24 protein-coding genes and 1 pseudogene are annotated in these 21,713 nt (G+C 31.2%); all 25 read left to right on the forward strand.

Annotation, left to right across the window (positions count from 1 at the left end; all coding sequences use genetic code 11):
* Positions 1 to 64 precede the first annotated feature (64 nt).
* The 25 genes and pseudogenes from spoIIIAA (at position 65) to EQM05_RS07290 (ending at position 21,711) form a co-directional block, all read left to right on the forward strand.
* Positions 65 to 982 carry a stage III sporulation protein AA gene (spoIIIAA, locus tag EQM05_RS07165; protein WP_205694182.1) on the forward strand — a complete coding sequence of 306 codons (918 nt, stop codon included), beginning with the start codon at positions 65 to 67 and terminating at the stop codon, positions 980 to 982.
* A complete protein-coding gene (gene spoIIIAB / locus EQM05_RS07170) occupies positions 979 to 1,500 on the forward strand; it encodes a stage III sporulation protein SpoIIIAB (protein WP_243108145.1) in 522 nt (173 codons plus the stop codon). Before spoIIIAA ends, spoIIIAB begins: the two co-directional genes overlap by 4 nt.
* Before the next feature lie 22 nt (positions 1,501 to 1,522).
* Positions 1,523 to 1,720 carry a stage III sporulation protein AC gene (gene spoIIIAC, locus EQM05_RS07175; protein WP_128749397.1) on the forward strand — a complete coding sequence of 66 codons (198 nt, stop codon included), beginning with the start codon at positions 1,523 to 1,525 and terminating at the stop codon, positions 1,718 to 1,720.
* A gap of 9 nt (positions 1,721 to 1,729) precedes the next feature.
* The gene (gene spoIIIAD / locus EQM05_RS07180; protein ID WP_128749398.1) at positions 1,730 to 2,113 is read left to right on the forward strand and encodes a stage III sporulation protein AD; all 384 of its coding nucleotides are present in this window, start codon (positions 1,730 to 1,732) and stop codon (positions 2,111 to 2,113) included.
* A gap of 8 nt (positions 2,114 to 2,121) precedes the next feature.
* Positions 2,122 to 3,285 carry a stage III sporulation protein AE gene (gene spoIIIAE, locus EQM05_RS07185; RefSeq protein WP_128749399.1) on the forward strand — a complete coding sequence of 388 codons (1,164 nt, stop codon included), beginning with the start codon at positions 2,122 to 2,124 and terminating at the stop codon, positions 3,283 to 3,285.
* A 31-nt stretch (positions 3,286 to 3,316) separates the two neighbouring features.
* Positions 3,317 to 3,907 (forward strand): stage III sporulation protein AF, encoded by a 591-nt coding sequence (spoIIIAF, locus tag EQM05_RS07190; protein WP_128749400.1) that lies wholly within the window; start codon positions 3,317 to 3,319, stop codon positions 3,905 to 3,907.
* Positions 3,908 to 3,919: 12 nt separating this feature from the next.
* Entirely contained in the window at positions 3,920 to 4,537 is a 618-nt protein-coding gene (gene spoIIIAG, locus EQM05_RS07195; RefSeq protein WP_128749401.1) for a stage III sporulation protein AG, read from the forward strand.
* 58 nt (positions 4,538 to 4,595) lie between these two features.
* Positions 4,596 to 5,093, forward strand: a complete 498-nt coding sequence (locus tag EQM05_RS07200; protein ID WP_128749402.1) for a SpoIIIAH-like family protein — start codon at positions 4,596 to 4,598, stop codon at positions 5,091 to 5,093.
* Between the two features lie 68 nt (positions 5,094 to 5,161).
* A complete protein-coding gene (locus EQM05_RS07205; RefSeq protein WP_128749403.1) occupies positions 5,162 to 5,557 on the forward strand; it encodes an Asp23/Gls24 family envelope stress response protein in 396 nt (131 codons plus the stop codon).
* Positions 5,558 to 5,680: 123 nt separating this feature from the next.
* The gene (nusB, locus tag EQM05_RS07210; protein WP_128749404.1) at positions 5,681 to 6,151 is read left to right on the forward strand and encodes a transcription antitermination factor NusB; all 471 of its coding nucleotides are present in this window, start codon (positions 5,681 to 5,683) and stop codon (positions 6,149 to 6,151) included.
* A gap of 121 nt (positions 6,152 to 6,272) precedes the next feature.
* A complete protein-coding gene (gene xseA / locus EQM05_RS07215) occupies positions 6,273 to 7,469 on the forward strand; it encodes an exodeoxyribonuclease VII large subunit (RefSeq protein ID WP_128749405.1) in 1,197 nt (398 codons plus the stop codon).
* Positions 7,470 to 7,494: 25 nt separating this feature from the next.
* On the forward strand, positions 7,495 to 7,713 hold the full coding sequence (locus EQM05_RS07220) for an exodeoxyribonuclease VII small subunit (protein WP_128749406.1): 219 nt from the start codon (positions 7,495 to 7,497) through the stop codon (positions 7,711 to 7,713).
* 23 nt (positions 7,714 to 7,736) lie between these two features.
* The gene (locus EQM05_RS07225; protein WP_128749407.1) at positions 7,737 to 8,624 is read left to right on the forward strand and encodes a polyprenyl synthetase family protein; all 888 of its coding nucleotides are present in this window, start codon (positions 7,737 to 7,739) and stop codon (positions 8,622 to 8,624) included.
* A gap of 935 nt (positions 8,625 to 9,559) precedes the next feature.
* Entirely contained in the window at positions 9,560 to 10,126 is a 567-nt protein-coding gene (locus EQM05_RS07235) for a hypothetical protein (protein WP_128749408.1), read from the forward strand.
* Positions 10,127 to 10,132: 6 nt separating this feature from the next.
* A complete protein-coding gene (gene dxs, locus EQM05_RS07240) occupies positions 10,133 to 11,995 on the forward strand; it encodes a 1-deoxy-D-xylulose-5-phosphate synthase (RefSeq protein WP_164917233.1) in 1,863 nt (620 codons plus the stop codon).
* 18 nt (positions 11,996 to 12,013) lie between these two features.
* The gene (locus EQM05_RS07245) at positions 12,014 to 12,832 is read left to right on the forward strand and encodes a TlyA family RNA methyltransferase (RefSeq protein WP_128749410.1); all 819 of its coding nucleotides are present in this window, start codon (positions 12,014 to 12,016) and stop codon (positions 12,830 to 12,832) included.
* A 2-nt stretch (positions 12,833 to 12,834) separates the two neighbouring features.
* A complete protein-coding gene (locus EQM05_RS07250; protein WP_128749411.1) occupies positions 12,835 to 13,698 on the forward strand; it encodes an NAD(+)/NADH kinase in 864 nt (287 codons plus the stop codon).
* The gene (locus EQM05_RS07255) at positions 13,688 to 14,140 is read left to right on the forward strand and encodes an arginine repressor (RefSeq protein ID WP_128749412.1); all 453 of its coding nucleotides are present in this window, start codon (positions 13,688 to 13,690) and stop codon (positions 14,138 to 14,140) included. The genes EQM05_RS07250 and EQM05_RS07255 overlap by 11 nt, the downstream gene beginning before the upstream one ends.
* Before the next feature lie 13 nt (positions 14,141 to 14,153).
* Complete coding sequence (gene recN, locus EQM05_RS07260) at positions 14,154 to 15,860, forward strand: DNA repair protein RecN (protein WP_128749413.1); 1,707 nt, start codon at positions 14,154 to 14,156, stop codon at positions 15,858 to 15,860.
* A gap of 228 nt (positions 15,861 to 16,088) precedes the next feature.
* On the forward strand, positions 16,089 to 17,291 hold the full coding sequence (gene spoIVB / locus EQM05_RS07265; protein ID WP_128749414.1) for a SpoIVB peptidase: 1,203 nt from the start codon (positions 16,089 to 16,091) through the stop codon (positions 17,289 to 17,291).
* A 162-nt stretch (positions 17,292 to 17,453) separates the two neighbouring features.
* Positions 17,454 to 18,266, forward strand: a complete 813-nt coding sequence (gene spo0A, locus EQM05_RS07270; RefSeq protein ID WP_128749415.1) for a sporulation transcription factor Spo0A — start codon at positions 17,454 to 17,456, stop codon at positions 18,264 to 18,266.
* Between the two features lie 159 nt (positions 18,267 to 18,425).
* Positions 18,426 to 18,947, forward strand: coding sequence for an NUDIX hydrolase (locus EQM05_RS07275; protein ID WP_128749416.1), 522 nt, complete (start codon positions 18,426 to 18,428; stop codon positions 18,945 to 18,947).
* Positions 18,948 to 19,013: 66 nt separating this feature from the next.
* Positions 19,014 to 19,640: a stage II sporulation protein M gene (gene spoIIM / locus EQM05_RS07280; protein ID WP_128749417.1), complete on the forward strand. Its 627-nt coding sequence runs from the start codon at positions 19,014 to 19,016 to the stop codon at positions 19,638 to 19,640.
* A gap of 283 nt (positions 19,641 to 19,923) precedes the next feature.
* A pseudogene (gene xerD / locus EQM05_RS07285) lies at positions 19,924 to 20,801 on the forward strand (site-specific tyrosine recombinase XerD).
* 91 nt (positions 20,802 to 20,892) lie between these two features.
* A complete protein-coding gene (locus EQM05_RS07290) occupies positions 20,893 to 21,711 on the forward strand; it encodes a purine-nucleoside phosphorylase (RefSeq protein WP_128749418.1) in 819 nt (272 codons plus the stop codon).
* Positions 21,712 to 21,713 lie beyond the last annotated feature (2 nt).

Genomic DNA, 21,713 nt, shown 5'->3' on the forward strand with positions numbered 1-21,713 from the left:
TTTTTCTGGAATAATTCCTTATTAACTTAAATATTGTTTATATAAGGAAGGGGAGATAAAAAATATGAACACAAAAGATATTTTCAGCATACTGCCGCAAAATATAAAGACAATACTTAGTTCTATAACAAATTTAAATGACCTTCAGGAAATTAGAATAAGAGCTGAAAGACCATTAATGGTTGAGGTAGATAATAAAGAGATAGAATTTCGTTATTGTCCAAGCATTGCAGATCTTAGAAGCATAGTGCAGAGAATGAGTAATTATTCTATATATGCCTTTGAGGAGGAAATTAAGCAGGGATACTTAACTATAAACGGGGGACATAGAATTGGATTATGTGGGACATGCATCATGGAACATGGAAAAGTTAAAACCATAAAAAATATTGCTTCCATAAACATAAGGGTATGCAAAGCTGTTACCGGATGTTCCAGTAATATAATTCCATATATACAATCCCAGGGGAACATTATTAATTCAATTATAATATCACCGCCTAAGTGTGGGAAAACCACATTAATCAGGGATATAACCAGATTAATCTCCAATGGATATAACAATTTAAAAGGTAAAAAAGTATGTGTTATTGATGAAAGAAGTGAGATAGGTGCCTGTTATAATGGCATACCTCAGCTTGATATTGGAAGAAGAACAGATGTACTTGATGGATGTCTTAAAAGTTATGGAATTATGATGGCTGTAAGGAGTATGGCACCTGATGTAATTGTGTGTGATGAAATTGGAACTTATAAAGATGTGGAAAGTATATTAATGGCACTAAACTGCGGAGTAAATCTTATTGCTACCATCCATGGCTACGGCATAGAGGATTTATTTGACAGAGCTGTTTTCAAAGAACTTATAGATAACAAAGTGTTTCAAAGGGCTATTGTATTAAGCTGCTTAAAAGGAGCGGGAACTGTGGAATATATTTATGATTTCACAAAAATGCAGTTCCTTTGGAGGAGACAAATATGATTATTAAAATAATATTAAGCTTTGTAATAATAGGTTTATCAACTGCTGCAGGATTTTTTTACAGTGAGGTTTTTAAAAATAGGACAGATCAATTAAATGAATTAGCAAGATCAATAAATCAGTTTCAGAATGAATTAATATATACCCATACTGCACTGCCGGAGATACTTTCAAATATATCAAAAAAAAGCAAATATCCTATTAGCTGCATTTTTGAAGATATAGCTTCTATTTTATATACAAATGAAGCTGATAATGTATATTCAGCTTTTGAAAAGGCATTTGCCGAAAACATGAAAAGTCTCAGCATTAATGAAGATGACATAAATATAATGCTGGACATGGCAAAGACCATTGGAGAAAGTGACATAGACGGTCATAAAAGGATTTTCCAACTCACACTGAATAACTTAAAAAAACAAATTGAAAAATCTGAAGAAATTGCAAATAAAAATATAAAAATGTATAGATATCTTGGCTTTACTATAGGGTCAACTGTGGTAATTATGCTTATTTAAAGATTATTTGGAGGTGTTTTAAATGCTTGATATATCTATGATTTTCAAAATTGGAGCTGTGAGTATATTAATTATTATTTTAGATAAAATTTTAAAAACCAGCGGTAAGGATGATTATGCATTGGTTACTGATTTAACAGGAATTGTAATTATACTCCTTATGGTAATTAATCTTATATATAAACTATTTAGTGCAGTTAAAACCTTATTTCAGCTTTAGGAGGTTTCCATGGAAATAATAAAGATTGCAGCTTTTGCTTTTTTGTCTTTATTTATAATTATGATATTTAAAGACCAGAGAAATGACTTAGCTGTTCAGATCAGTATTGTAGCTGGTGCAATGATATTCATATTTATGCTTACTAAAATCACAGTGATTTTGGAGTTTATTCAAAAGTTAGCTATTGATGCCAATATAGATGCTGTGTATTTAACAACGGTTTTTAAAATACTGGGCATAGCATATCTGGCCACTTTTTCAAGTGAGATCTGCAGAGATGCCGGAGAAAACAGCCTTGCCTCAAAAGTGGAGTTTTCAGGAAAGATATTAATATTGGTACTGGCAATTCCTATTTTGATGGCTGTGCTTCAATCAATCCTAAAGATAATGTAGGTGAAAACATGAAAAATTATAAACTATTTATTTTTATAATTACTTTTTTTATATGTTTAGCAGCCCCTGTTAATGTACAAGCCGTAGAACCAAATAATAATACCAGTAATAAAGATACAGAATCTGTAGAAAACTTGTATGACTATATGACAAATATAAAAAATCAGTATGAAGTGCTAAAGGACCTAGATGCCAGGACATTTGTAAAAGACTACATAAAATCCGGTGACGGAAAATTCTCTTTGTCAAAAGCATTTAAGGCACTTATAGCATATTCGTTTAGGGAACTATCTTCTTCATTAAAGCTAATGGCTACATTGATATCAATAGCTGTTATATGTGCATTGCTAAATAACCTTCAAAAGGCTTTTAGTAATGAAAGTTTATCAAACATAGCTTATTTTGCATGTTATGGACTAATTATAATACTCATGGCAAAGAGCTTTTACATGGGTGTAAATATAGCCAGTGAAACAATAAATAAAATGGTGGACTTTATGACAGCCCTGATTCCTGTATTATTAATGCTTGTTGCTTCTGTAGGAGGAATAACTGAAGCAGCAGTTATGGATCCCATAATAATTGGTGCCATAAATATAGGCGCAAGGATCTTCGTAGATTTTATTATACCTCTTATTTTATTGAGTTTTGTATTGCAGTTTGTAAATAACCTGTCAGATGAATATAAAATAAGTAATTTAACAAAGTTATTAAATCAGATTGCACTATGGTGCCAGGGAATTATAATGACAGTATTTATTGGCATAATCACCATAAGGGGAATAACTTCTAAAACATTAGATGCTGTAACTGCCAAAACTGCAAAGTATGCAGTGGATAATTTTATCCCTGTAGTTGGGAAATGTCTTTCAGATGCAATTTCCACTGTGGCAGGATACTCACTTTTGCTAAAAAATGCTCTCAGTACAGTAGGATTAATTATTTTATTATTTATAGTTATTTATCCAATAATAAAAATTGTTGTTTTAGCATTGGTTTATAAACTCACAGCTGCCTTAATTGAACCCATAAGTGACAGCAGACTGGTTAAAACCATAAATTCTGCAGGTGATTCACTTATTTTGATTATGTCCTGTCTAATCTCTGTGTCAGTAATGTTTTTTATTATGATTTCAATTATTGCCACTGCAGGGAAAGTACTTATTGGATAAATGATGTGTATAAAAGAAAGAGGGATTAAATATGATGCAGCAACTAAAGGACTGGGTAATCAACATATGTATAGTGGTATTTTTTGTTACTGCTGTAGAGATGATTCTTCCAGATAATAAAATGAAAAAATATGCCAAACTTGTTCTGGGGCTCATAATTATTTCAGTGCTTATGAAGCCAATAATAAAGATCTTTGATAAAAATTACAATATTGATGCTTATGCCAGCAGGGCCGCAGAAACATTGAGCAAAGGAAACTATAGCGAAGATTTTACTAAATATGAGAAGTCAAATATAAGCAGTACTATAGAGAACTTTAACAGTAATTTAAAAACACTATGTGAAAAAACTCTAAAAGAAAAAATGCCTCAGTATAGTTATGATGTTCAGGCAAAAACTGATTATAATAAGGAAAATAATAAATTTGAAATAAAGGAAATTAAGGTAGCAGTTCAAGATGGAAAGGTACAAAAGATTAAAAAAATAGTAATAAATGATGCCAGTAAATATGTGAACACTGATAAAGGAAATGTTAGTGAAGAAACTGCAAATTTGATTAAAAAGTATTTAAGCGAAGAGTTAAAGGTTCCAGCCTCAATAATTAAAGTATATAAACCTTAAAAGGAGGTTAATATGAATATAAACAAATTAATGAAAGATTTTGCGGAAAAGCTCCGTAAAGGAAGTCCCAAGGAAACAGCTTCCAATATTGTAATACTAGTTTTAATTGCAGTTCTTATTTTTATAGTTTTTTCTTTTTTTAGCAGTAATGGATCTAAAACAACTGCAAATTCAAATTTAAACAGTACTGAACAGAAGAATAATGCCAGTACAGTTCAGTCAGGCAGCAGCACAGAATATGAAAAACAGCTTAATTCAGAGCTTAAAGGCATTCTGGAACAAATTCAGGGGGTAGGCAGGGTAAGTGTAATGATTTATTTTGACGGTGGAGAAGAGCAAATACCTGCATTAAACACTAATAATTCAACTACCTCCACAACTGAAAGCGATAATGAAGGGGGGAAGAGGCAGAATACACAAAAAAACGATGGAACCACAGTGGTAATCACAAATGATGGAAGTAAGTCTGAACCATTGATAATAAAAACAAATAAGCCTAAGATAACTGGAGTTTGTGTTGTTGCTGAAGGTGCAGAAAATAAAGTTACAGCTTTAAGTATATCCAAAGCTGTAGTAAATCTATTTGAAATTCCGGATAACAAAGTTACTGTTTATCCTATGAAAAAATAGTATATAATAAATGATTTATGCATATAATTCTTTAGAAAGGTAGATAGGGGGAATTAAAATGAATAAAAAACAGGCAGTTATAATTGTTGCGTTACTGGCTTTAATAGTATGTGCAGGAGTGCTGGCTACCAGGCTTAACAGCCCTTTATATGTAAACGGCACAGACAGTACTGTTTCTTTTAATACCAAGAAAACAAATAACAATACTAAAACGGATTTCTTTGCTGAAACAAAGCTTTCAAGAGATCAGCAGAACAATCAGACATTGCAGACCCTGAAGGCACTAATTGACGATAATAATGTATCAAAAGAAAACAAGGCTGATGCAGAAAAAAAGTATACTAAGCTTGCTTTAGACACAAATAATGAACAAAAGGTTGAAACAGCTTTAAAGGCAAAAGGTTATGAAGAGGCAATATGTCAGATAAATGAAGATAAGGTTACTTTAATTATTAAGGGAAAGGATAAATTAACTGATAAAGAAACAAGGGAAATCAAAAATGAAGTTGTAAAAATAACAAAGTTAAGCAACGTTGACATAGAATGCAAACAATAATGTTTGTAAAAGGAAATCGTATTTGATATAATAAGCATTAGATAAACTGTTATTGGAGGTCACGTGAGATGGAAGAAGATATTAAAAACGAAATAGATATGGGTATTGTGAAAATTTCTGATGAGGTAGTTGGGGTTATTGCTGGATTAGCAACTACTGAAATCAAAGGAATTGTTGGAATGAGTGCCAGCCTTGCAGGTGGAATAACACAAATATTATCTGGAAAAAAGAATTTATCCAAAGGGGTAAAGGTAAGTGTTGGAGAGAACAGCGCTTCAATAGACTTATATGTTGTTGTTGAATATGGTGTTAAAATCCCTGAGGTAGCTGCAGCTGTACAGGAAAATGTTAAAAAAGCAGTTGAATCCATGACAGGCTTAACTGTATCAACTATTAACATACATGTACAGAATGTTTTAATTCCAAAGTTAGAAGATAGTATTGAAGTAGACGAAGAGGAATAAACTTCTTAATAATTATTTTTTTTAACTAAAACACCCTCTGTTTTCAGGGGGTGTTTAATTACGCTAAGAATAAGATGCATACTTTATGACAATAATTTTAATAAAAGTCACAGGAGGAAAGAAATGAATAGAAAAAAATCCAGAGAAACAGCTATGAAACTCTTGTTTCAGATGACATCCAATAAGGAAGAACTTAAGGATGTAATTACAGATTTTAAGGAAAATCATGATAAAAGCAATATAGATTCAGGCAGCTTAACAGGCGAAAATCCGGAGCAGGATGTAGAAAATATTAATATAGATGAAATTGATTTAGTTTACATAACAAAATTATTAAAGGGTATTGAAGAAAATATAGATGAGCTGGACTCTGAAATAAGTAAATACTTAAAAAACTGGAAACTAAACAGGCTTAACAAGGTTGATTTGTGTATTTTAAGAATTGGGGCATATGAACTTTTATTCAGTACAGATGTTCCAAGTGCTGTATGCATTAATGAAGCCGTTGAAATGGGGAAAAAATATTCTGATGAAAAATCAGCTTCATTTATCAATGGATTGTTAGACAATCTTTTAAAAAACTCTGTAAAATAGTTCTGTAAAAGCTTCAGAAGGGATATCCATCTGAAGCTTAATAAATAATCTGAGTTAATTTATATGATTTACTTTACATCTATTTAGGACGAAATATATAAAAGTGAGAGGTTTAATTTTTATGTTTATTAAAACATTAACAGTTTCAGCTCTGAATAATTATATAAAAAAAATAATGGATAATGATTTTATATTAGGAAACCTTAGCATAAAAGGAGAAATTTCTAATTTTAAATTACATAGCAGCGGTCATTTGTATTTTTCACTAAAAGATGATGGCGGCAAAATAAATTGTATTATGTTTAGAAATAATGCTGAAAAACTGAAGTTTATGCCAAAGGACGGAGATAAGGTTATAGTAAAAGGAAGGGTTTCAGTTTATCAAAAGGATGGAGCATATCAGCTTTACTGTGAGGAAATTAACATTGAAGGCCTTGGAGAATTGTATGTGGAATTTGAAAAAATGAAGGCTAAGTTAGAAAGCCAGGGATTATTTGATATAGAGCATAAAAAGCCTATCCCAGGATATGCAGAAAAAGTAGGAGTAATCACTTCTCCAACTGGCGCCGCAATCAGGGATATAATCAATGTTTCAAAGAGAAGGAACCCTCATGTAGAATTAATTATTTATCCAGCTCTAGTGCAAGGAGACAACGCAGCACCTGATATTATTAAGGGAATTTCAGAATTAAACAAATATAATGATATTGACGTTATAATTTTAGCCAGAGGGGGAGGTTCCATTGAGGAATTGTGGTGTTTCAATGAAGAAAATGTGGCAAAAGCAATATTTAATTCAAAAATACCAATTATAACCGGAGTTGGTCATGAAACAGATTTTACTATTGCTGATTTTGTTTCTGACAGAAGGGCCCCTACACCATCTGCTGCAGCTGAAATTGCAGTATTTAATTTATCGGAATTAAATAATAAGATAATTAACTATAAAAATGCTATTGAAACTGCATTTTACAATAAGATAGAAAACAGGCGAAGCAAAGTGCATGTTATGAGGAAAAGTCTTGAGCTGAATAGTCCTGCAAATTTTATAATTAATGAGTATACACATATAGACAGCAGTAAAAGTTTACTGGAATTTAAAATAAATAATAAAATTAAAATGAATAAGGAAAAGCTTGGCAGGTTAAATTCTCTTTTATCAGCTCACAATCCTCTAAATGTTTTAGATAAAGGGTATGCTGTAATTGAAGACTTAAAAGACAACACTGTTTCAGAAGTTAAAGTTTTAGAAGAGTTAAATGAATTTAAAGTTATTTTAAAGGATGGAAATATAAATATAAAGAAGTCTCAAAAATAGAAGATATATGAGGAGGGAATATTTAATGCCTAAGAAAGTTGAAAGTTACGAAGAAATGATGAAAAGACTTGAAAGCATAGTAAATAAAATGGATGGTTCTGAATTATCTCTTAGTGAAGCAATGAAAAATTATGAAGAAGGAATAAAATTGTGTAATTTACTTTATAAAACTTTAAATGAAGCTGAAGAAAAAATAAAGATTTTAACTGATCAGGGTGAACAGAATTTTACCTCAGAAAAATAATATATTTTTACATGGAGGTTACTATGAATAAAGATAATTGCAGTACTATTGAATTATTGAAAAACGAAATTGATGAATGGTGCAGAATATATTTTATTAATAAGGGCAGTTATGACAGTATTTTATTTAAGGCTATGAATTACAGCTTAAATGCAGGAGGCAAGAGAATAAGGCCGATGCTGTTATTATTAGGGTATATGTTATATAAAAAGGACTATCATACTGTAATTGATGCTGCTGGTGCACTGGAAATGATTCAAACATATTCCCTTATACATGACGATCTGCCATGTATGGATAATGATGACTTAAGAAGAGGTAAGCCTACTAACCACAAAGTATATGGAGAAGCTTTAGCTTTGCTTGCTGGTGACGGGCTTCTAAACGAGGCAATGAATATATTATTTAATTTAAGTTCTAAAATTGGACCTGACTGTGTAAAAGCTGCTTCTATAATAAGTAATGCATCTGGACCAAGCGGTATGATTGGAGGTCAGGTGGTAGATATTCTGGCAGAAAATAAAACCATTGATATTGAAGAGCTTACATATATGCATAAAAAGAAAACAGGAGCACTAATAAAAGCTTCTATTGTTGCCGGATCTGTATTAGGAGGAGCAAGTGAAGAAGATTTGAATATACTTGGATTATATGGAGAAAGCCTTGGACTGGCATTTCAAATTAAGGATGATATTTTAGATGTGACAGGAGAAAGCTCAAAATTGGGAAAAGATACAAAAGCTGATGAATCTAACAATAAAACTACATTTGTATCAGTGTATGGTATTGATGAGTGTAAAGAAATGTGTGAAAAGTTATCCTATAAGTGCATTGAATACCTTAGCATGATTAAAAGAGATACCAGTATCCTTAAGGACTTAACTATTAAACTGTTAAACAGAGTCAGCTAAATTTAGCCTATTAATATTATTAATGCTTTAAATGACAAATTTGAAGTTTTGATATTGAATAATGTGTATGATATAATTGTTCTTAAATGGTGGTGCAGTATTCTAGTCGGGTAAGTATTTTCTGAAGGCGGGGCTAAAAATCCGCTAAAGGGCATATCGATGAAGTTCCTTGTGCTTGCTTATGACGCCCAGTCATGGGCTTGTGCTGGGAGTAAGGGGGATGGGGCAATCGCAATGGCATGCGAATCTGACCCTACCTTCGTGGAGACCATTGCTTGTGTATTGGGCTAGGCGCCCAATGTACGACAGTGGGTTAAACCTGCATTGTGGTGATTTAGCTATGTGCAGTGTAGCCTGCCTTGAGTGTCATGGGTAGAGGTAAGATCATACTTTAGCTTTTGGCCAAAAAGCTATAAGTTATCGCTTAATTAAACCCATAATGCAAAAGAGGCTAGGGAAATACCTAACTGTTGGGGAAAACTCCTAGACTGTTATTTTTAAGTATATTAGGGATTGCAGTACGGACTAAGTGGCAATCCAGTACTATAGATGGTAACTCTATAGGCAGAGCATTAAAGGGAAACCGTCAGAATGGCGACATTTTGGTTGCTCTCCGGGAAATCCAACTGGACCTAAGCCGTAAATTTTACTTAATATACTACCACCAATTACTACAGTTGAAAGTTGAAAGTTAAAAGTTTTAAGTTTAGAGTCTGCTGTAATTGAAAGTTAAAAGTTGTTCTACAGTTTTGAGTTGAGAGGTAAGAAGTAGGAAGTAAGAGGTAAGAAGTAAGAGGTAAGAAGTAAGAGGTAAGAGTGATTGATAAATTTTTGCTAAAGCAAAAATTTTTAATTGTTTTTCTGCGTGGCAGAAAAACCACATTAACTATTAACTGTTAACTCTTAACTATTAACTGAATCACGGGGGTTTTTTTTTGGGAAGCGATAAATCTAGAACTGAAAATAAAAAAAGCGGAGTTAAAACCAGTACTAAATGGATTATCACAGCAATAATGTGGGCTGTTCTGTTTAGCGGCAGTGCTTCGCTTTTTTCTGATGTGCTGCTAAACAGGGTAAATTTGTTAGTGGCTTTTATTTTGCTTATTTTAATAATACTTACTGGTATAATTTTTGATATAATAGGTATTGCAGTAACTTCTGCAGATGAAGTTCCATTTCATGCAAAGGCTTCAAAGAAAATAAAAGGGGCTAAGATAGCTATTAATTTAATAAGAAATGCGGAAAAGGTATCCAGCTTCTGTAATGATGTAATAGGAGATGTGTGCGGTATAATAAGTGGTTCTATTGGAGTTATTATAGTGAATAAGGTTGCTTTGCTTTTTCCAAAGATTAATGCTACTATTGTTAGTACATTAATAGGAATATTAATTACTTCAATGACAGTTGGAGGAAAAGCTGTTGGCAAGGGCTTTGCCATAAGCAGCAGCAATAGTATTATAATGAAAGTTTCAAGGATAATAAACTTTTTTAAAAAAGGATAGATGAATATGTATACTTTGTTAAATGAATACAAGGATCCAGGGCAGATAAAAAAAATGTCACTTAAGCAGTTAAATGAATTTTCAAATGAAATCAGAGAGTTTTTAGTTGAAAAAGTATCAAAAACTGGCGGGCATCTAGCCTCAAACCTTGGGGTTGTTGAGTTAACAATAAGTTTGTATAATGTTTTTGACTTTGAAAAGGATAAGCTTATCTGGGATGTTGGACATCAGGCTTATGTACATAAAATATTAACTGGAAGAAAAGATAAATTTGATACTTTAAGACAATATGGAGGCTTAAGCGGATTTCCAAAAAGAAATGAAAGCAAATATGATATGTTTGATACGGGCCACAGCAGCACATCTCTTTCCGCAGCATTAGGCATGGCAAAAGCCAGAGATTTAAAAGGTGAAAAAAATGATGTGGTGGCAGTTATTGGTGACGGCGCTTTAACTGGAGGCATGGCATTTGAGGCATTAAATGATATAGGATATAGTAAGACAAAAATGATTATTATTTTAAATGATAATCAAATGTCAATTTCAAAAAATGTAGGGGGTATGTCAACATACTTAAGTAAAGTAAGACTTGATCCCAATTATAATAAATTAAAAGAAGAAGTTGATAATGCTATAAGTAAAATACCTAATATAGGAAAGGGTATGACTGCAAGTATTAAAAAAATCAAAAATGGAATAAAGCAGATTATGGTTCCAAGTATGCTTTTTGAAGACATGGGAATAAAGTATTTAGGCCCAATAGATGGACATAATATAAAGGATGTAAGCAAAGTTCTTCAGCTGGCAAAGGATATTAAGGGACCAGTTATCATACATGTGATAACTAAGAAGGGAAAAGGATATGAGTTTGCTGAAAAGAATCCAGGAAAATTTCACGGTATTGGACCATTTAACTGTGACAGCGGCGAAATATCCGGAAAATCTGGCAAAAGCTATTCATCTGCATTTGGGGATACTATTATTAAATTAGCTGAAGAGGATAATAGAATTGTTGCAATTACAGCTGCTATGAAGGACGGCACTGGTTTAACAAAGTTTGCTGAAAGATTTCCAAAAAGATTTTTTGATGTGGGGATAGCTGAACAGCATGCAGTTACCATGGCTGCTGGTATGTCCTGCGCAGGTTTAAAGCCAATATTTGCAGTGTATTCTACATTTTTACAAAGAGCATATGACCAGGTAATTCATGATATATGCATTCAGAATCTTCCTGTTATTTTTGCTATAGACAGGGCTGGTATTGTTGGAAATGATGGAGAAACCCATCAGGGAATATTTGATTTGTCATATTTATCACAAATGCCTAATATGACAATAATGTGCCCAAAGTGTACTGAGGAATTACAATATATGTTTAAATGGGCTGTTAATTTTAATGGACCTGTTGCCATAAGATATCCAAGAGGCGGTGACAATGATAAAGTATTACTTTCACCTATTAAAAATTATAAATTAGGTAAATGGGAAGTACTTTTAAAGTCGGGAAACATTGCACTTATTGCTACTGGGAAAATGGTTCAGACTGCAGTCTTAGTCAGGGAAAAGTTAAAGGATTCAGGTATTAATATTTCTGTAATAAATGCAGTATTTGTAAAACCAATTGATGCAGATTTACTAAAGACACTTGTGGATAAAGATTATACTATTATCACTGTGGAGGATAACGTTACTCATGGAGGCTTTGGTTCAATGGTACTGGAGTTTGTAAATTCCCTGCATAAGAACACCAAAGTTTATAATTTAGGATTCAAAGATGAATTTGTTACTCATGGCAATGTAAATATATTATATAAGCTATACGGATTAGATGTAGATGGAATTATTAAAAGTATTCTAAACACATTATAAAATATTAAGGAGCAGAAAATGTCAGATAAAAAAGAAAGAATTGATGTACTACTTGTTAATAAGGGGATTTTTCAATCAAGGGAAAGAGCAAGGGCCAGTATTATGGCAGGTGAAATTTTTGTAGATGATATAAGAGTTGATAAATGCGGTGAAAAGATAAAAGAAAATTCAAAAATTGAATTTAGGGGAACTGAACTGCCATATGTGAGCAGGGGCGGTTTAAAACTTGAAAAAGCTGTAAATAATTTTAATATTAATTTAAAAAATAAAATATGTATTGATATTGGTGCGTCAACTGGAGGATTTACAGACTGTATGCTGCAAAATAATGCAAAAAAAGTATTTTCCATTGATGTTGGATATGGACAATTTGCATGGAAACTTAGAATAGATCCAAGGGTTGTTTGTATGGAGAGAACAAATATAAGATATGTTACACCTGACAAGCTGGGTGAACTAGCTCAGTTTGCCAGCATAGACGTTTCGTTTATTTCTTTAGAAAAGGTAATCCCTGCAGCAGTAAACCTGCTTGACCAAACTGGAGAAATTATGGCATTAATAAAACCTCAATTCGAAGCTGGAAGAGAAAAGGTGGGTAAAAAGGGTGTTGTTAGGGAAAAATCTACCCATATTGAAGTCATAGAAAAAATAGCAGTATTTATTGAAAAATCCAGTTTAAAAATTAAAGCCATTGATTATTCTCCAATTAAGGGACCTGAAGGTAATATTGAATACTTAATTTATTTTACCAAGGATAAAAACTTTAAAGAAAAATTTACTATGGAACAAATAGAAGAATTAGTAGAAAAATCACATAAAAATTTAAATGGAGAGTAGTTATGAAAAATATTGGAATCAATGTAAATACTTCTAAAGAAGATTATGAAGATAAACTAAACTACATTATGAGTAATATTTACAATATAGACAATGAAGTAAAAATAGTTGTATTTAAAGATACTTTAGGATTAGATAACATTAAAGATAAAAAACTTGATGCTATGATCGTACTTGGCGGGGATGGAACAATTCTAAGTACTGCCAGGGCTATCTCTAAATTTCAGGTTCCTATATTAGGAATAAATATTGGACATTTAGGCTTTCTTGCACAGGTTGAAATAAGCCATTGTCTTCCTGCACTGCAGGCACTGCTTAGAAATGAATATGAGATTGAAGAAAGATCTCTCCTTCAATGTACATATGAAGAAGATGGTATTAAAAAATTACTTCCTGCACTAAATGATATTGTTTTATCTAAGGGAACTTTGGCAAGAATAGTAAAATATAACATATATATTGACAATAAATTTTATACCACATTTGTAGCAGATGGTGTAATTATATCAACACCAACAGGATCTACAGCATACTCATTATCTGCAGGTGGACCAATAATGTATCCAACTCTTTCCTTATTTTCTATTACACCTATTTGTCCACATTCAGTAGGCATGAGAACACTTATTATTGACAGCAAAAGTACAGTTAAAGTACAAGTGGTCAGAAGTTATGAAAGCGTTTTTTTAACATTAGATGGACAGGAATTTATGGAAATGGGCCATAACAACTTTATTACAGTAAGTTCATATCCCTATAAATGTAAATTAATCAGGTTTAATGATTATGATTATTTTGATGTTCTTAGGAAAAAGATTACAACGAGAACTAAAGAATGCGGGGGTGACCTAGAAAATGAAAGTTAACAGACATGCAAAAATTCTGGAAATAATAAATTCAAAGGCCATAGAAACCCAGGAAGAATTAGCGGAAGAATTGAAAAACAGCGGAATAGATGTGACCCAGGCCACGGTGTCTAGGGATATTAAAGAATTAAAATTAACTAAAGTATTAAATGATGATGGAAAATATAAATATGCAGCTATAACTCAAAAGGATAATTTTATGTCAAATAAATTCATAGCATTATTTGCTCAAACAGTAACTCATGTAGAAAATGTAGATAATTTTATTGTTATCAAGACATTATCAGGTTCTGCTCCAGCAGCCGCTGAGGCAATTGACTCATTTAACCTTGATGGCATAGTTGGAACTCTTGCAGGCGATAATACTATATTTGTTCTTACAAGGAACAGAGAAAAAGTTATAGAAATAACTCAAAGAATGAAAAAGCTGTTAAAGGAATAGGAGGTAGTTTTTTATGCTGCTTCAGTTAAATATAAAGAACTTTGCATTAATAGAAAATTTAAGTATTTCCTTTGAAAAGGGGTTAAATATCCTCACTGGAGAAACTGGAGCTGGTAAGTCAATTCTTATTGATGCAATTAGCTTTGTACTGGGAAGCAAGTTTAATAAGGATTTAATCAGAACTGGTGAGTCAAAGACTTTTGTAGAAGCAATATTTTCTATAGAAAATCCCAAAACATATGAAATGCTGAAACAAAATGATATTGAATATGATGATGTGATTATTATAAGCAGAGAAACATTTCAAAGCGGAAAGAGTATAGCAAAGATTAATGGAAAAGCATTGCTTTTATCTAATTTAAAGGAAATCAGCACAACATTACTTGATATACATGGACAGCATGAAAATCAAAATCTGCTGGATCCGTCAAATCATATAATTTACTTAGATAATTATGGTGGTAAGGATATTGAACAGCTAATTGAACAATTTAAAAAGGGATACGATGAACTAAAGGAAATTGATTCTAAAATTGAAAGTTTATCCGGCAATCAGGGAGAAAGAGAAAAACTTACAGATTTTTTAAATTATCAAATTAAAGAAATAGAAGATGCAAAGCTGAAAGAAGGAGAGGACGATGAACTTGATGAGAAATATAAGCTGTTATATAATTCTGAAAAAATAAGTCAGGTTCTTTCTTCTGCATATGAAACTTTATACAATGGAAATGAAAATATGACATCTATATTTGACAGACTGGGAATTGTTATAAGAGATTTAAAAAATATTAGTGAAAATTTAAGCAGTATAAATGATATAGTAAAATCCCTTGAAGAGGCTTATTATATCATTGAAGAGAAAACCGAAGAAATTAGAAACATAAGGGATAATGTACATTATGATGAAAATGAAATGGAATATATAAATAGCAGAATATTTGCTATCAGTACTTTAAAAAGGAAGTATGGAAGTACAATTACGGAAATACTAAAATATAAAAATAAACTTTTAGAACAATACACACAGCTTAATAATTCAGGTGAAATTATTAAGGAGTTAGAAAATAAAAGAAAAGTAATTCTAAATGAACTCAATGATATTGGAACACATATTCATCAAATAAGAGAAAACACATCTAAAAAACTGGAAAAAAATATAAAAGAAGAATTAAATCAAATAGGGCTTGAGAAAAGCATTATTAAAATTAATGTGGAACTGGAAGAACAAATTAATTCTAATGGATTGGACAAAGTACAGTTTTTAATTTCCACAAATCCGGGAGAACCATTAAAGCCTCTTGAAAAAGTAGTTTCAGGCGGTGAATTATCAAGAATAATGCTAGCTATTAAGACTGTTTTTGCAGATCGCGATAAAATTCCATCTATTATATTTGATGAAGTGGATACTGGAGTAAGTGGAAGAATAGCACAAAGCGTTGCTGAAAAAATGTTTGTAATTTCAACTTCACATCAGGTTTTTTGTGTAACACATCTGCCGCAGATTGCATGCATGTCTGATGCTCACTATGTAGTTCAAAAGAATGTTCTTAAGGACAAAACATTTACCGAAGTTAAAAAAATAGATAGGAATGAAAAAAAGTTAGAAATTGCCAAAATGATTGGAGGCAGTGAGGTTACAAAGATAACCATGGAACATGCAGATGAGCTGATAAAAATGGCAGATGAAAAAAAGAAAATTCTTAACAAAAAAACTGTTTAAAAAAAATATTTTTGCAAAAAATAAAGTAGTAATAGGTTAAATAGAAATTTACTTTCTATTTATGCTTATGACTGCTTTTTTTATGGTTATTTTAATAATAATTTTACTTTTATGATAATAAAGTTTATGACCTCAAACTTTAACTCAAATTCAAACTATATAATAGGATAACTATAACTAATTGCGGGCAACTTAAAACTACAACAATAAATAAATAGGAGGGTTAATATGAACAATAAGCATAAAAAAATTTTACTTTCAATAATAAGTCCTATCCTATTGTTTTCTATGGTTGCCCTATATAATATTGAAAATATACCAGCAACTATTTTTATAAGAGAAGGAAATGAAATTAAAAGCAATTGTTTTATTAATTTAAAACAAAGCACCATAAGTGGTATTTCAGGAAAAAAATTTGATATAAGCTTTTTAGGAATAATTCCAGTAAAATCTGTATCCGTAAAGGCTGTTGACAATAGAATATCTGTTTATCCCGGCGGAGTACCTGTAGGAGTAAAGCTTAATACAAAAGGAGCTTTAGTTGTTGGATTATGCGATATAGAATCAAACAATGGAAAAGTAAGCAGTCCCGGAGCTGTCAGCGGCATACAAATTGGAGACAGCATAATAAAGGTAAACGGGCAGGAAATTAACTCGGCAGAGGATGTATCCAGGGAAATAAATGCAAATAGTACAAAAGGTGCAAAAGTAGAAATATTAAGAAAAGGAACAATAATAACAAAGGAAATAACACCTGTAAAAAGTTTGAAGGATAATAGCTACAAAATAGGATTATGGGTAAGAGATTCAACTGCCGGGGTGGGAACTCTGACCTTTTACGATAGAAATTCAGGAATGTTTGCAGCACTTGGTCATCCAATAACAGACGTTGATACAGGAACTATACTAAGTGTAAATAATGGAGAAATTGTAAAGTCATCCATTTTAAGCGTAAGAAAAGGTGAAAAAGGCAGTCCAGGTGAATTAAAGGGTATATTTGTAGATGAAGATAATTCTTTAGGGAAAATATATAAGAACACACAATGCGGAGTTTTTGGAAAAAGTAATGGAAAGATAATAAACAGAAAGTTTAACAAACCAATGGAAATTGCATTACGAAATGAAATAAAAACAGGACCGGCTCAAATAATAACCACTATAAATGGCGAGGAATCGGAAATGTATGACATTGTCATAGAAAAACTATTAACTCAGGAAGAACCAGGCCCTAAAAGCATGATAATAAGAGTTACAGATCCTAAATTATTAGAGAAGACCGGCGGCATTGTTCAGGGAATGAGTGGAAGTCCAATAATACAAAATAATAAGATAGTGGGAGCTGTTACTCATGTTCTGATAAATAAACCTGACACAGGCTATGGAATTTATATAGAATGGATGCTTAAGGATTCAAATACCATTAAAAATTAGGATATATATAAACCATAAAAATTAGTGTATAATTTAGATAGCAGTAATGCTATCTATTATTTTGTTTAAAATTTTTTTGGCGAAAGAAGGAATTAATTAATTTTTGTCGAATACATTAATTGTTAAGATATGGGAATTAAATAATAAAGGAGAGAAATTTATATGGATGAAACAAAAATAAGGGTAGTTATTGCAGATGATAATAAAGAATTTTGTAACATCTTAAATGATTATCTTTTAAGTCAAAGAGATATTGTGGTAACTGGAATTGCTAAGGATGGTCTGGAGGCTTTAAAGTTAATTGAAGAAAAAAAGCCTGATTTAGTGGTATTAGATATTATTATGCCCCATTTAGACGGACTTGGAGTTTTGGAAAGGTTGAATGTTATGAACATGGATCCTATGCCAAGAGTAATAGTTTTGTCAGCTGTTGGCCAGGATAAAATTACCCAAAGGGCAATAAGCTTAGGTGCAGATTATTATGTAGTTAAACCTTTTGATATGGATGTATTCACAAAAAGAATCAGACAGATGTTTAATAATACAATATCAAATAGTGATTCTAAAAAAACCATTTCTATTGTGGATTCTTCAGAAATCAAAATTAATAGACCAGAGCCCAATGATTTAGAGGGAGAAATTACAAATATAATTCATGAAATCGGAGTTCCTGCCCATATCAAAGGTTATATGTATTTAAGAGAAGCAATAACAATGGTTGTAAATGATATAGAATTATTGTCAGCAGTGACAAAGGAATTATATCCTTCAATTGCTAAAAAGTATAATACTACAGCAAGCAGAGTGGAAAGAGCTATTAGGCATGCCATTGAAGTAGCCTGGTCCAGAGGACAGGTAGATACTATAAATAAAATATTTGGATATACAATTCATAACGATAAAGGTAAACCAACAAATTCTGAATTTATTGCAATGGTGGCAGATAAATTAAGACTGAAAAACAAGGTGAGCTAATAAATATGCTTGATATTACCATACAAATGTGCTTATAATAAATGTATAAATTGAGTTAAATTATAAAATTGACAATTGAACTAATTCAATTGTCAATTTTAATCTATGTTGTATGTTTTTTGCAAGATATATATTATTATATAGTAAAGGAGGTATATAATGGATTTTACTGAAAAAACAATAGATGAAAAAAACATATATAAAGGAAAAATTATTAATGTTAATTTAAGAACTGTAGAGCTGCCAAATGGGAAGATATCAAAGCGTGAAATAGTAAATCATCCAGGAGGAGTGGCAATTCTTGCATTTAAAAATGATAATACCATATTAATGGTAGAACAATTTAGAAATCCTATTCAAAAAAAATTACTTGAACTGCCTGCTGGTAAATTAGAACCTGGAGAAGATACAAAGGTGTGCGGCTTAAGGGAACTGGAAGAGGAAACCGGATATAAGGCAGATAAATTCGAATATATGGGGAAAATAGTAACATCACCAGGATTCTGTGACGAATATATATATATTTACAAAGCTGAAGATTTATATAAGGGCACTACAGGTTTAGGTGATGAAGATGAATTTATTAATGTTCATGAATTAAATATAGAAAAAGCAAAAGAAATGATTAAAAATGGAGAAATAATTGATGGCAAGACCATCAGTGCTTTTGCAATGATATAAAATTAAGGAATATTACCGTCCTTGTAATCATAATATTAAAAAGATGATTACGAGGGGGTAAATATTATGAAGGACAATGTTATATATTCAAGGATAAATGAACATATTCAGGAAAATTTCTGGATGTATGTAGTAAGTATATTCTGCCTTTGTACCGGGGTTGTGCTGGGAATATATAGTGTTAAGTATATGGGTTCAATAGATAAAAATGATTTAGTAAGTTATATAAATGGTTTTACTTCTTCATTTAAAGATAATGGGATACAGTATAAAGCAATTTTTTTCCAAACGTTAAAAAATAATCTGCCATTTATTGCAGCAATGTGGTTTCTGGGACTCACAATGGTTGGCCTTCCAGTAATAATTATATTGGATCTGATAAAGGGATTTACATTGGGCTTTACAATAAGTTTTATGATAAACAGCATAGGTTTTAATGGAATATGGGTTTCTCTTGTTGGAATTATACCTCAAAATATAATTTATATCCCCTGCATTTTATTTACTTCTGTTGTAGCAATGCAGTTTTCTTTAGAATTATTAAAGGACAGAGGAACAAAAAAATGGACATCTAATATAGGAATGAGGATTTCAGGCTATTCCATAACTTTTATTATAGCTTCCTTATTTATGATTTTAGGATTTTTTATAGAATCATATGTTACACCAAATTTAATTAAACTGCTATTTTAATTCCAGGTGAAAAAATGAAAGAATGCACTAATTTTTTTTATACAATTAAGATAATTATTGAATGTTTTTTTATTTTAATCACATTTGGTGTTTTTTTACCTAAAATAATTGATTACTTTCTATACATTATAATGATATCCAAAGGTCCTGGCCCAAATAGTATTTTAGTATATAGTTTAATTGATAAGAATAGATATTTTTTATTTAATTATTTTAGAGTATTTCAAATACTTCTAAGTTATTTTGTATAATAATAAATGCTGGGTAAATTAAGGAGAAAAAAATGGGAGAGTATATTGATGAGTATATTGATTTTTTAAAAGAGAAAAAAATGAGTGATAACACAGTAGATGCTTATTCCAGGGATTTAAAAAGATTTTCAAATTTTCTAATTGAAAGAAATGAAAATATATTAAAAATCAATGTTATTACTTTAATGGCCTTTACTCAGGAGCTTAAAAAGAAGGGAAAGGCTAACTCCTCTATTGCCCGAAATATTGTTTCTATAAGAAACTTCTATAAATATTTAATAAGAAAAAATATTATACATGAAGAACCAACTATAAACTATGAAATGCCTAAAATTCAGCATAATATACCTGAAATTTTAACTGTAGGAGAAGTGGACAGGCTTTTAAGCTCTCCTGATCTTATTAATAATAAAGGCATAAGGGATAAAGCTATGCTTGAGTTAATGTATGCTGCCGGGCTTAAAGTTAACGAGCTTCTAAGTTTAACTATATTTGATGTGAACTTAAAATTATCATATATTAAATGTGTTGGTACAAAGAAAAGGAGAGGATTATTCCAATTGGCTCTTATGCCGTCAAATATATAAATAAATATCTGGCAGTAAGAAATGAAATAAACATCTACAATCTGGATTTGTTATTTTTAAATTTACATGGAACAAAAATGACAAGACAGGGATTTTGGAAAACTATTAAATATTATGCTAAAAAATCGGGAATAAATAAAACCATAAACTCATATACACTAAGACATTCATTTGCTGTACACCTTTTGGAAAATGGAGCAGATATAAAATCAGTTCAGGAAATGCTTGGACATAATGATTTAGGTTCTACTCAGATATATTCAACAATAGTGAAAAAAAGTAAAATAGCTGAAGTTTATAAAAAAGCACATCCAAGGGCATGAAAAAACACCATATAAATTAAGTTTACATATTTTTTATATTTAAATAAAATAAATTTATAGCATTATATCAAAAAGACGAGGAGTGGATTAAATGAATTTAAAAAAAATTAATGAAAGTTCCCAGTATGTAAAATCAAAAATCAAAAATAATCCTGAAATAGGAATAATACTTGGCTCTGGATTAGGAGATTTAGCAGACTATGTTATAAATCCTACTTATGTAAATTATAGTGAAATTCCTAATATGCCTGTTTCAACAGTAAAAGGCCATGTAGGAAGATTTGTATTTGGAGAAATGCAGGGTAAAAATGTGGTAATGATGCAGGGAAGAGTTCACTATTATGAGGGAAATTCAATGGAGGATGTAGTGCTTCCAGTACATATAATGAAGAAACTGGGCATTAAAACTTTAATTGTTACTAATGCAGCTGGTGGAGTAAATACAACATTTGTACCTGGAGATTTAATGATTATAAAAGATCATATTAATTTTGCATTTAACAACCCTTTAATAGGCAGAAATGAAGAAGAGATAGGACCTAGATTCCCGGATATGTCAGAAGCATATTCAAAACAGCTTATAGATATAGCGGAAAATTGTGCTTTAAGCTTAAATATAAAAGTTGTGGAAGGCACATACATTATGATGACTGGACCATGTTATGAAACTCCTGCAGAAGTCAGAATGGCAAGATTATTAGGAGGGGATGCTGTAGGAATGTCTACTGTTCCTGAAGTAATTGCTGCTAATCACTGCGGCATTAAAGTTTTAGGAATATCATGTATCACAAATATGGCAGCAGGAATATTGAATCAGCCATTAGTTCACACAGAGGTTATAGAAACTTCAAATAAGGTAAAAGATAAGTTTACAAAACTAGTAAATAAAATCATAAGTGAAATTAATTAATT

Source organism: Clostridium sp. JN-9, from assembly GCF_004103695.1.
GTDB lineage: Bacteria > Bacillota > Clostridia > Clostridiales > Clostridiaceae > JN-9.

Excerpts from the sequence above, each read along its gene's own strand:
- spoIIM (WP_128749417.1), top strand. The coding sequence starts at position 19,014 with ATGAAGGACAATGTTATATATTCAAGGATAAATGAACATATTCAGGAA.
- EQM05_RS07200 (WP_128749402.1), top strand. The coding sequence starts at position 4,596 with ATGAATAAAAAACAGGCAGTTATAATTGTTGCGTTACTGGCTTTAATA.
- EQM05_RS07245 (WP_128749410.1), top strand. The coding sequence starts at position 12,014 with ATGTCAGATAAAAAAGAAAGAATTGATGTACTACTTGTTAATAAGGGG.
- nusB (WP_128749404.1), top strand. The coding sequence starts at position 5,681 with ATGAATAGAAAAAAATCCAGAGAAACAGCTATGAAACTCTTGTTTCAG.
- EQM05_RS07205 (WP_128749403.1), top strand. The coding sequence starts at position 5,162 with ATGGAAGAAGATATTAAAAACGAAATAGATATGGGTATTGTGAAAATT.
- EQM05_RS07250 (WP_128749411.1), top strand. The coding sequence starts at position 12,835 with ATGAAAAATATTGGAATCAATGTAAATACTTCTAAAGAAGATTATGAA.
- spoIIIAE (WP_128749399.1), top strand. The coding sequence starts at position 2,122 with ATGAAAAATTATAAACTATTTATTTTTATAATTACTTTTTTTATATGT.
- EQM05_RS07290 (WP_128749418.1), top strand. The coding sequence starts at position 20,893 with ATGAATTTAAAAAAAATTAATGAAAGTTCCCAGTATGTAAAATCAAAA.
- spo0A (WP_128749415.1), top strand. The coding sequence starts at position 17,454 with ATGGATGAAACAAAAATAAGGGTAGTTATTGCAGATGATAATAAAGAA.
- EQM05_RS07225 (WP_128749407.1), top strand. The coding sequence starts at position 7,737 with ATGAATAAAGATAATTGCAGTACTATTGAATTATTGAAAAACGAAATT.
- spoIVB (WP_128749414.1), top strand. The coding sequence starts at position 16,089 with ATGAACAATAAGCATAAAAAAATTTTACTTTCAATAATAAGTCCTATC.
- spoIIIAA (WP_205694182.1), top strand. The coding sequence starts at position 65 with ATGAACACAAAAGATATTTTCAGCATACTGCCGCAAAATATAAAGACA.
- spoIIIAB (WP_243108145.1), top strand. The coding sequence starts at position 979 with ATGATTATTAAAATAATATTAAGCTTTGTAATAATAGGTTTATCAACT.
- dxs (WP_164917233.1), top strand. The coding sequence starts at position 10,133 with ATGTATACTTTGTTAAATGAATACAAGGATCCAGGGCAGATAAAAAAA.
- spoIIIAF (WP_128749400.1), top strand. The coding sequence starts at position 3,317 with ATGATGCAGCAACTAAAGGACTGGGTAATCAACATATGTATAGTGGTA.
- EQM05_RS07275 (WP_128749416.1), top strand. The coding sequence starts at position 18,426 with ATGGATTTTACTGAAAAAACAATAGATGAAAAAAACATATATAAAGGA.
- spoIIIAC (WP_128749397.1), top strand. The coding sequence starts at position 1,523 with ATGCTTGATATATCTATGATTTTCAAAATTGGAGCTGTGAGTATATTA.
- EQM05_RS07255 (WP_128749412.1), top strand. The coding sequence starts at position 13,688 with ATGAAAGTTAACAGACATGCAAAAATTCTGGAAATAATAAATTCAAAG.
- recN (WP_128749413.1), top strand. The coding sequence starts at position 14,154 with ATGCTGCTTCAGTTAAATATAAAGAACTTTGCATTAATAGAAAATTTA.
- spoIIIAD (WP_128749398.1), top strand. The coding sequence starts at position 1,730 with ATGGAAATAATAAAGATTGCAGCTTTTGCTTTTTTGTCTTTATTTATA.
- EQM05_RS07220 (WP_128749406.1), top strand. The coding sequence starts at position 7,495 with ATGCCTAAGAAAGTTGAAAGTTACGAAGAAATGATGAAAAGACTTGAA.
- xseA (WP_128749405.1), top strand. The coding sequence starts at position 6,273 with ATGTTTATTAAAACATTAACAGTTTCAGCTCTGAATAATTATATAAAA.
- spoIIIAG (WP_128749401.1), top strand. The coding sequence starts at position 3,920 with ATGAATATAAACAAATTAATGAAAGATTTTGCGGAAAAGCTCCGTAAA.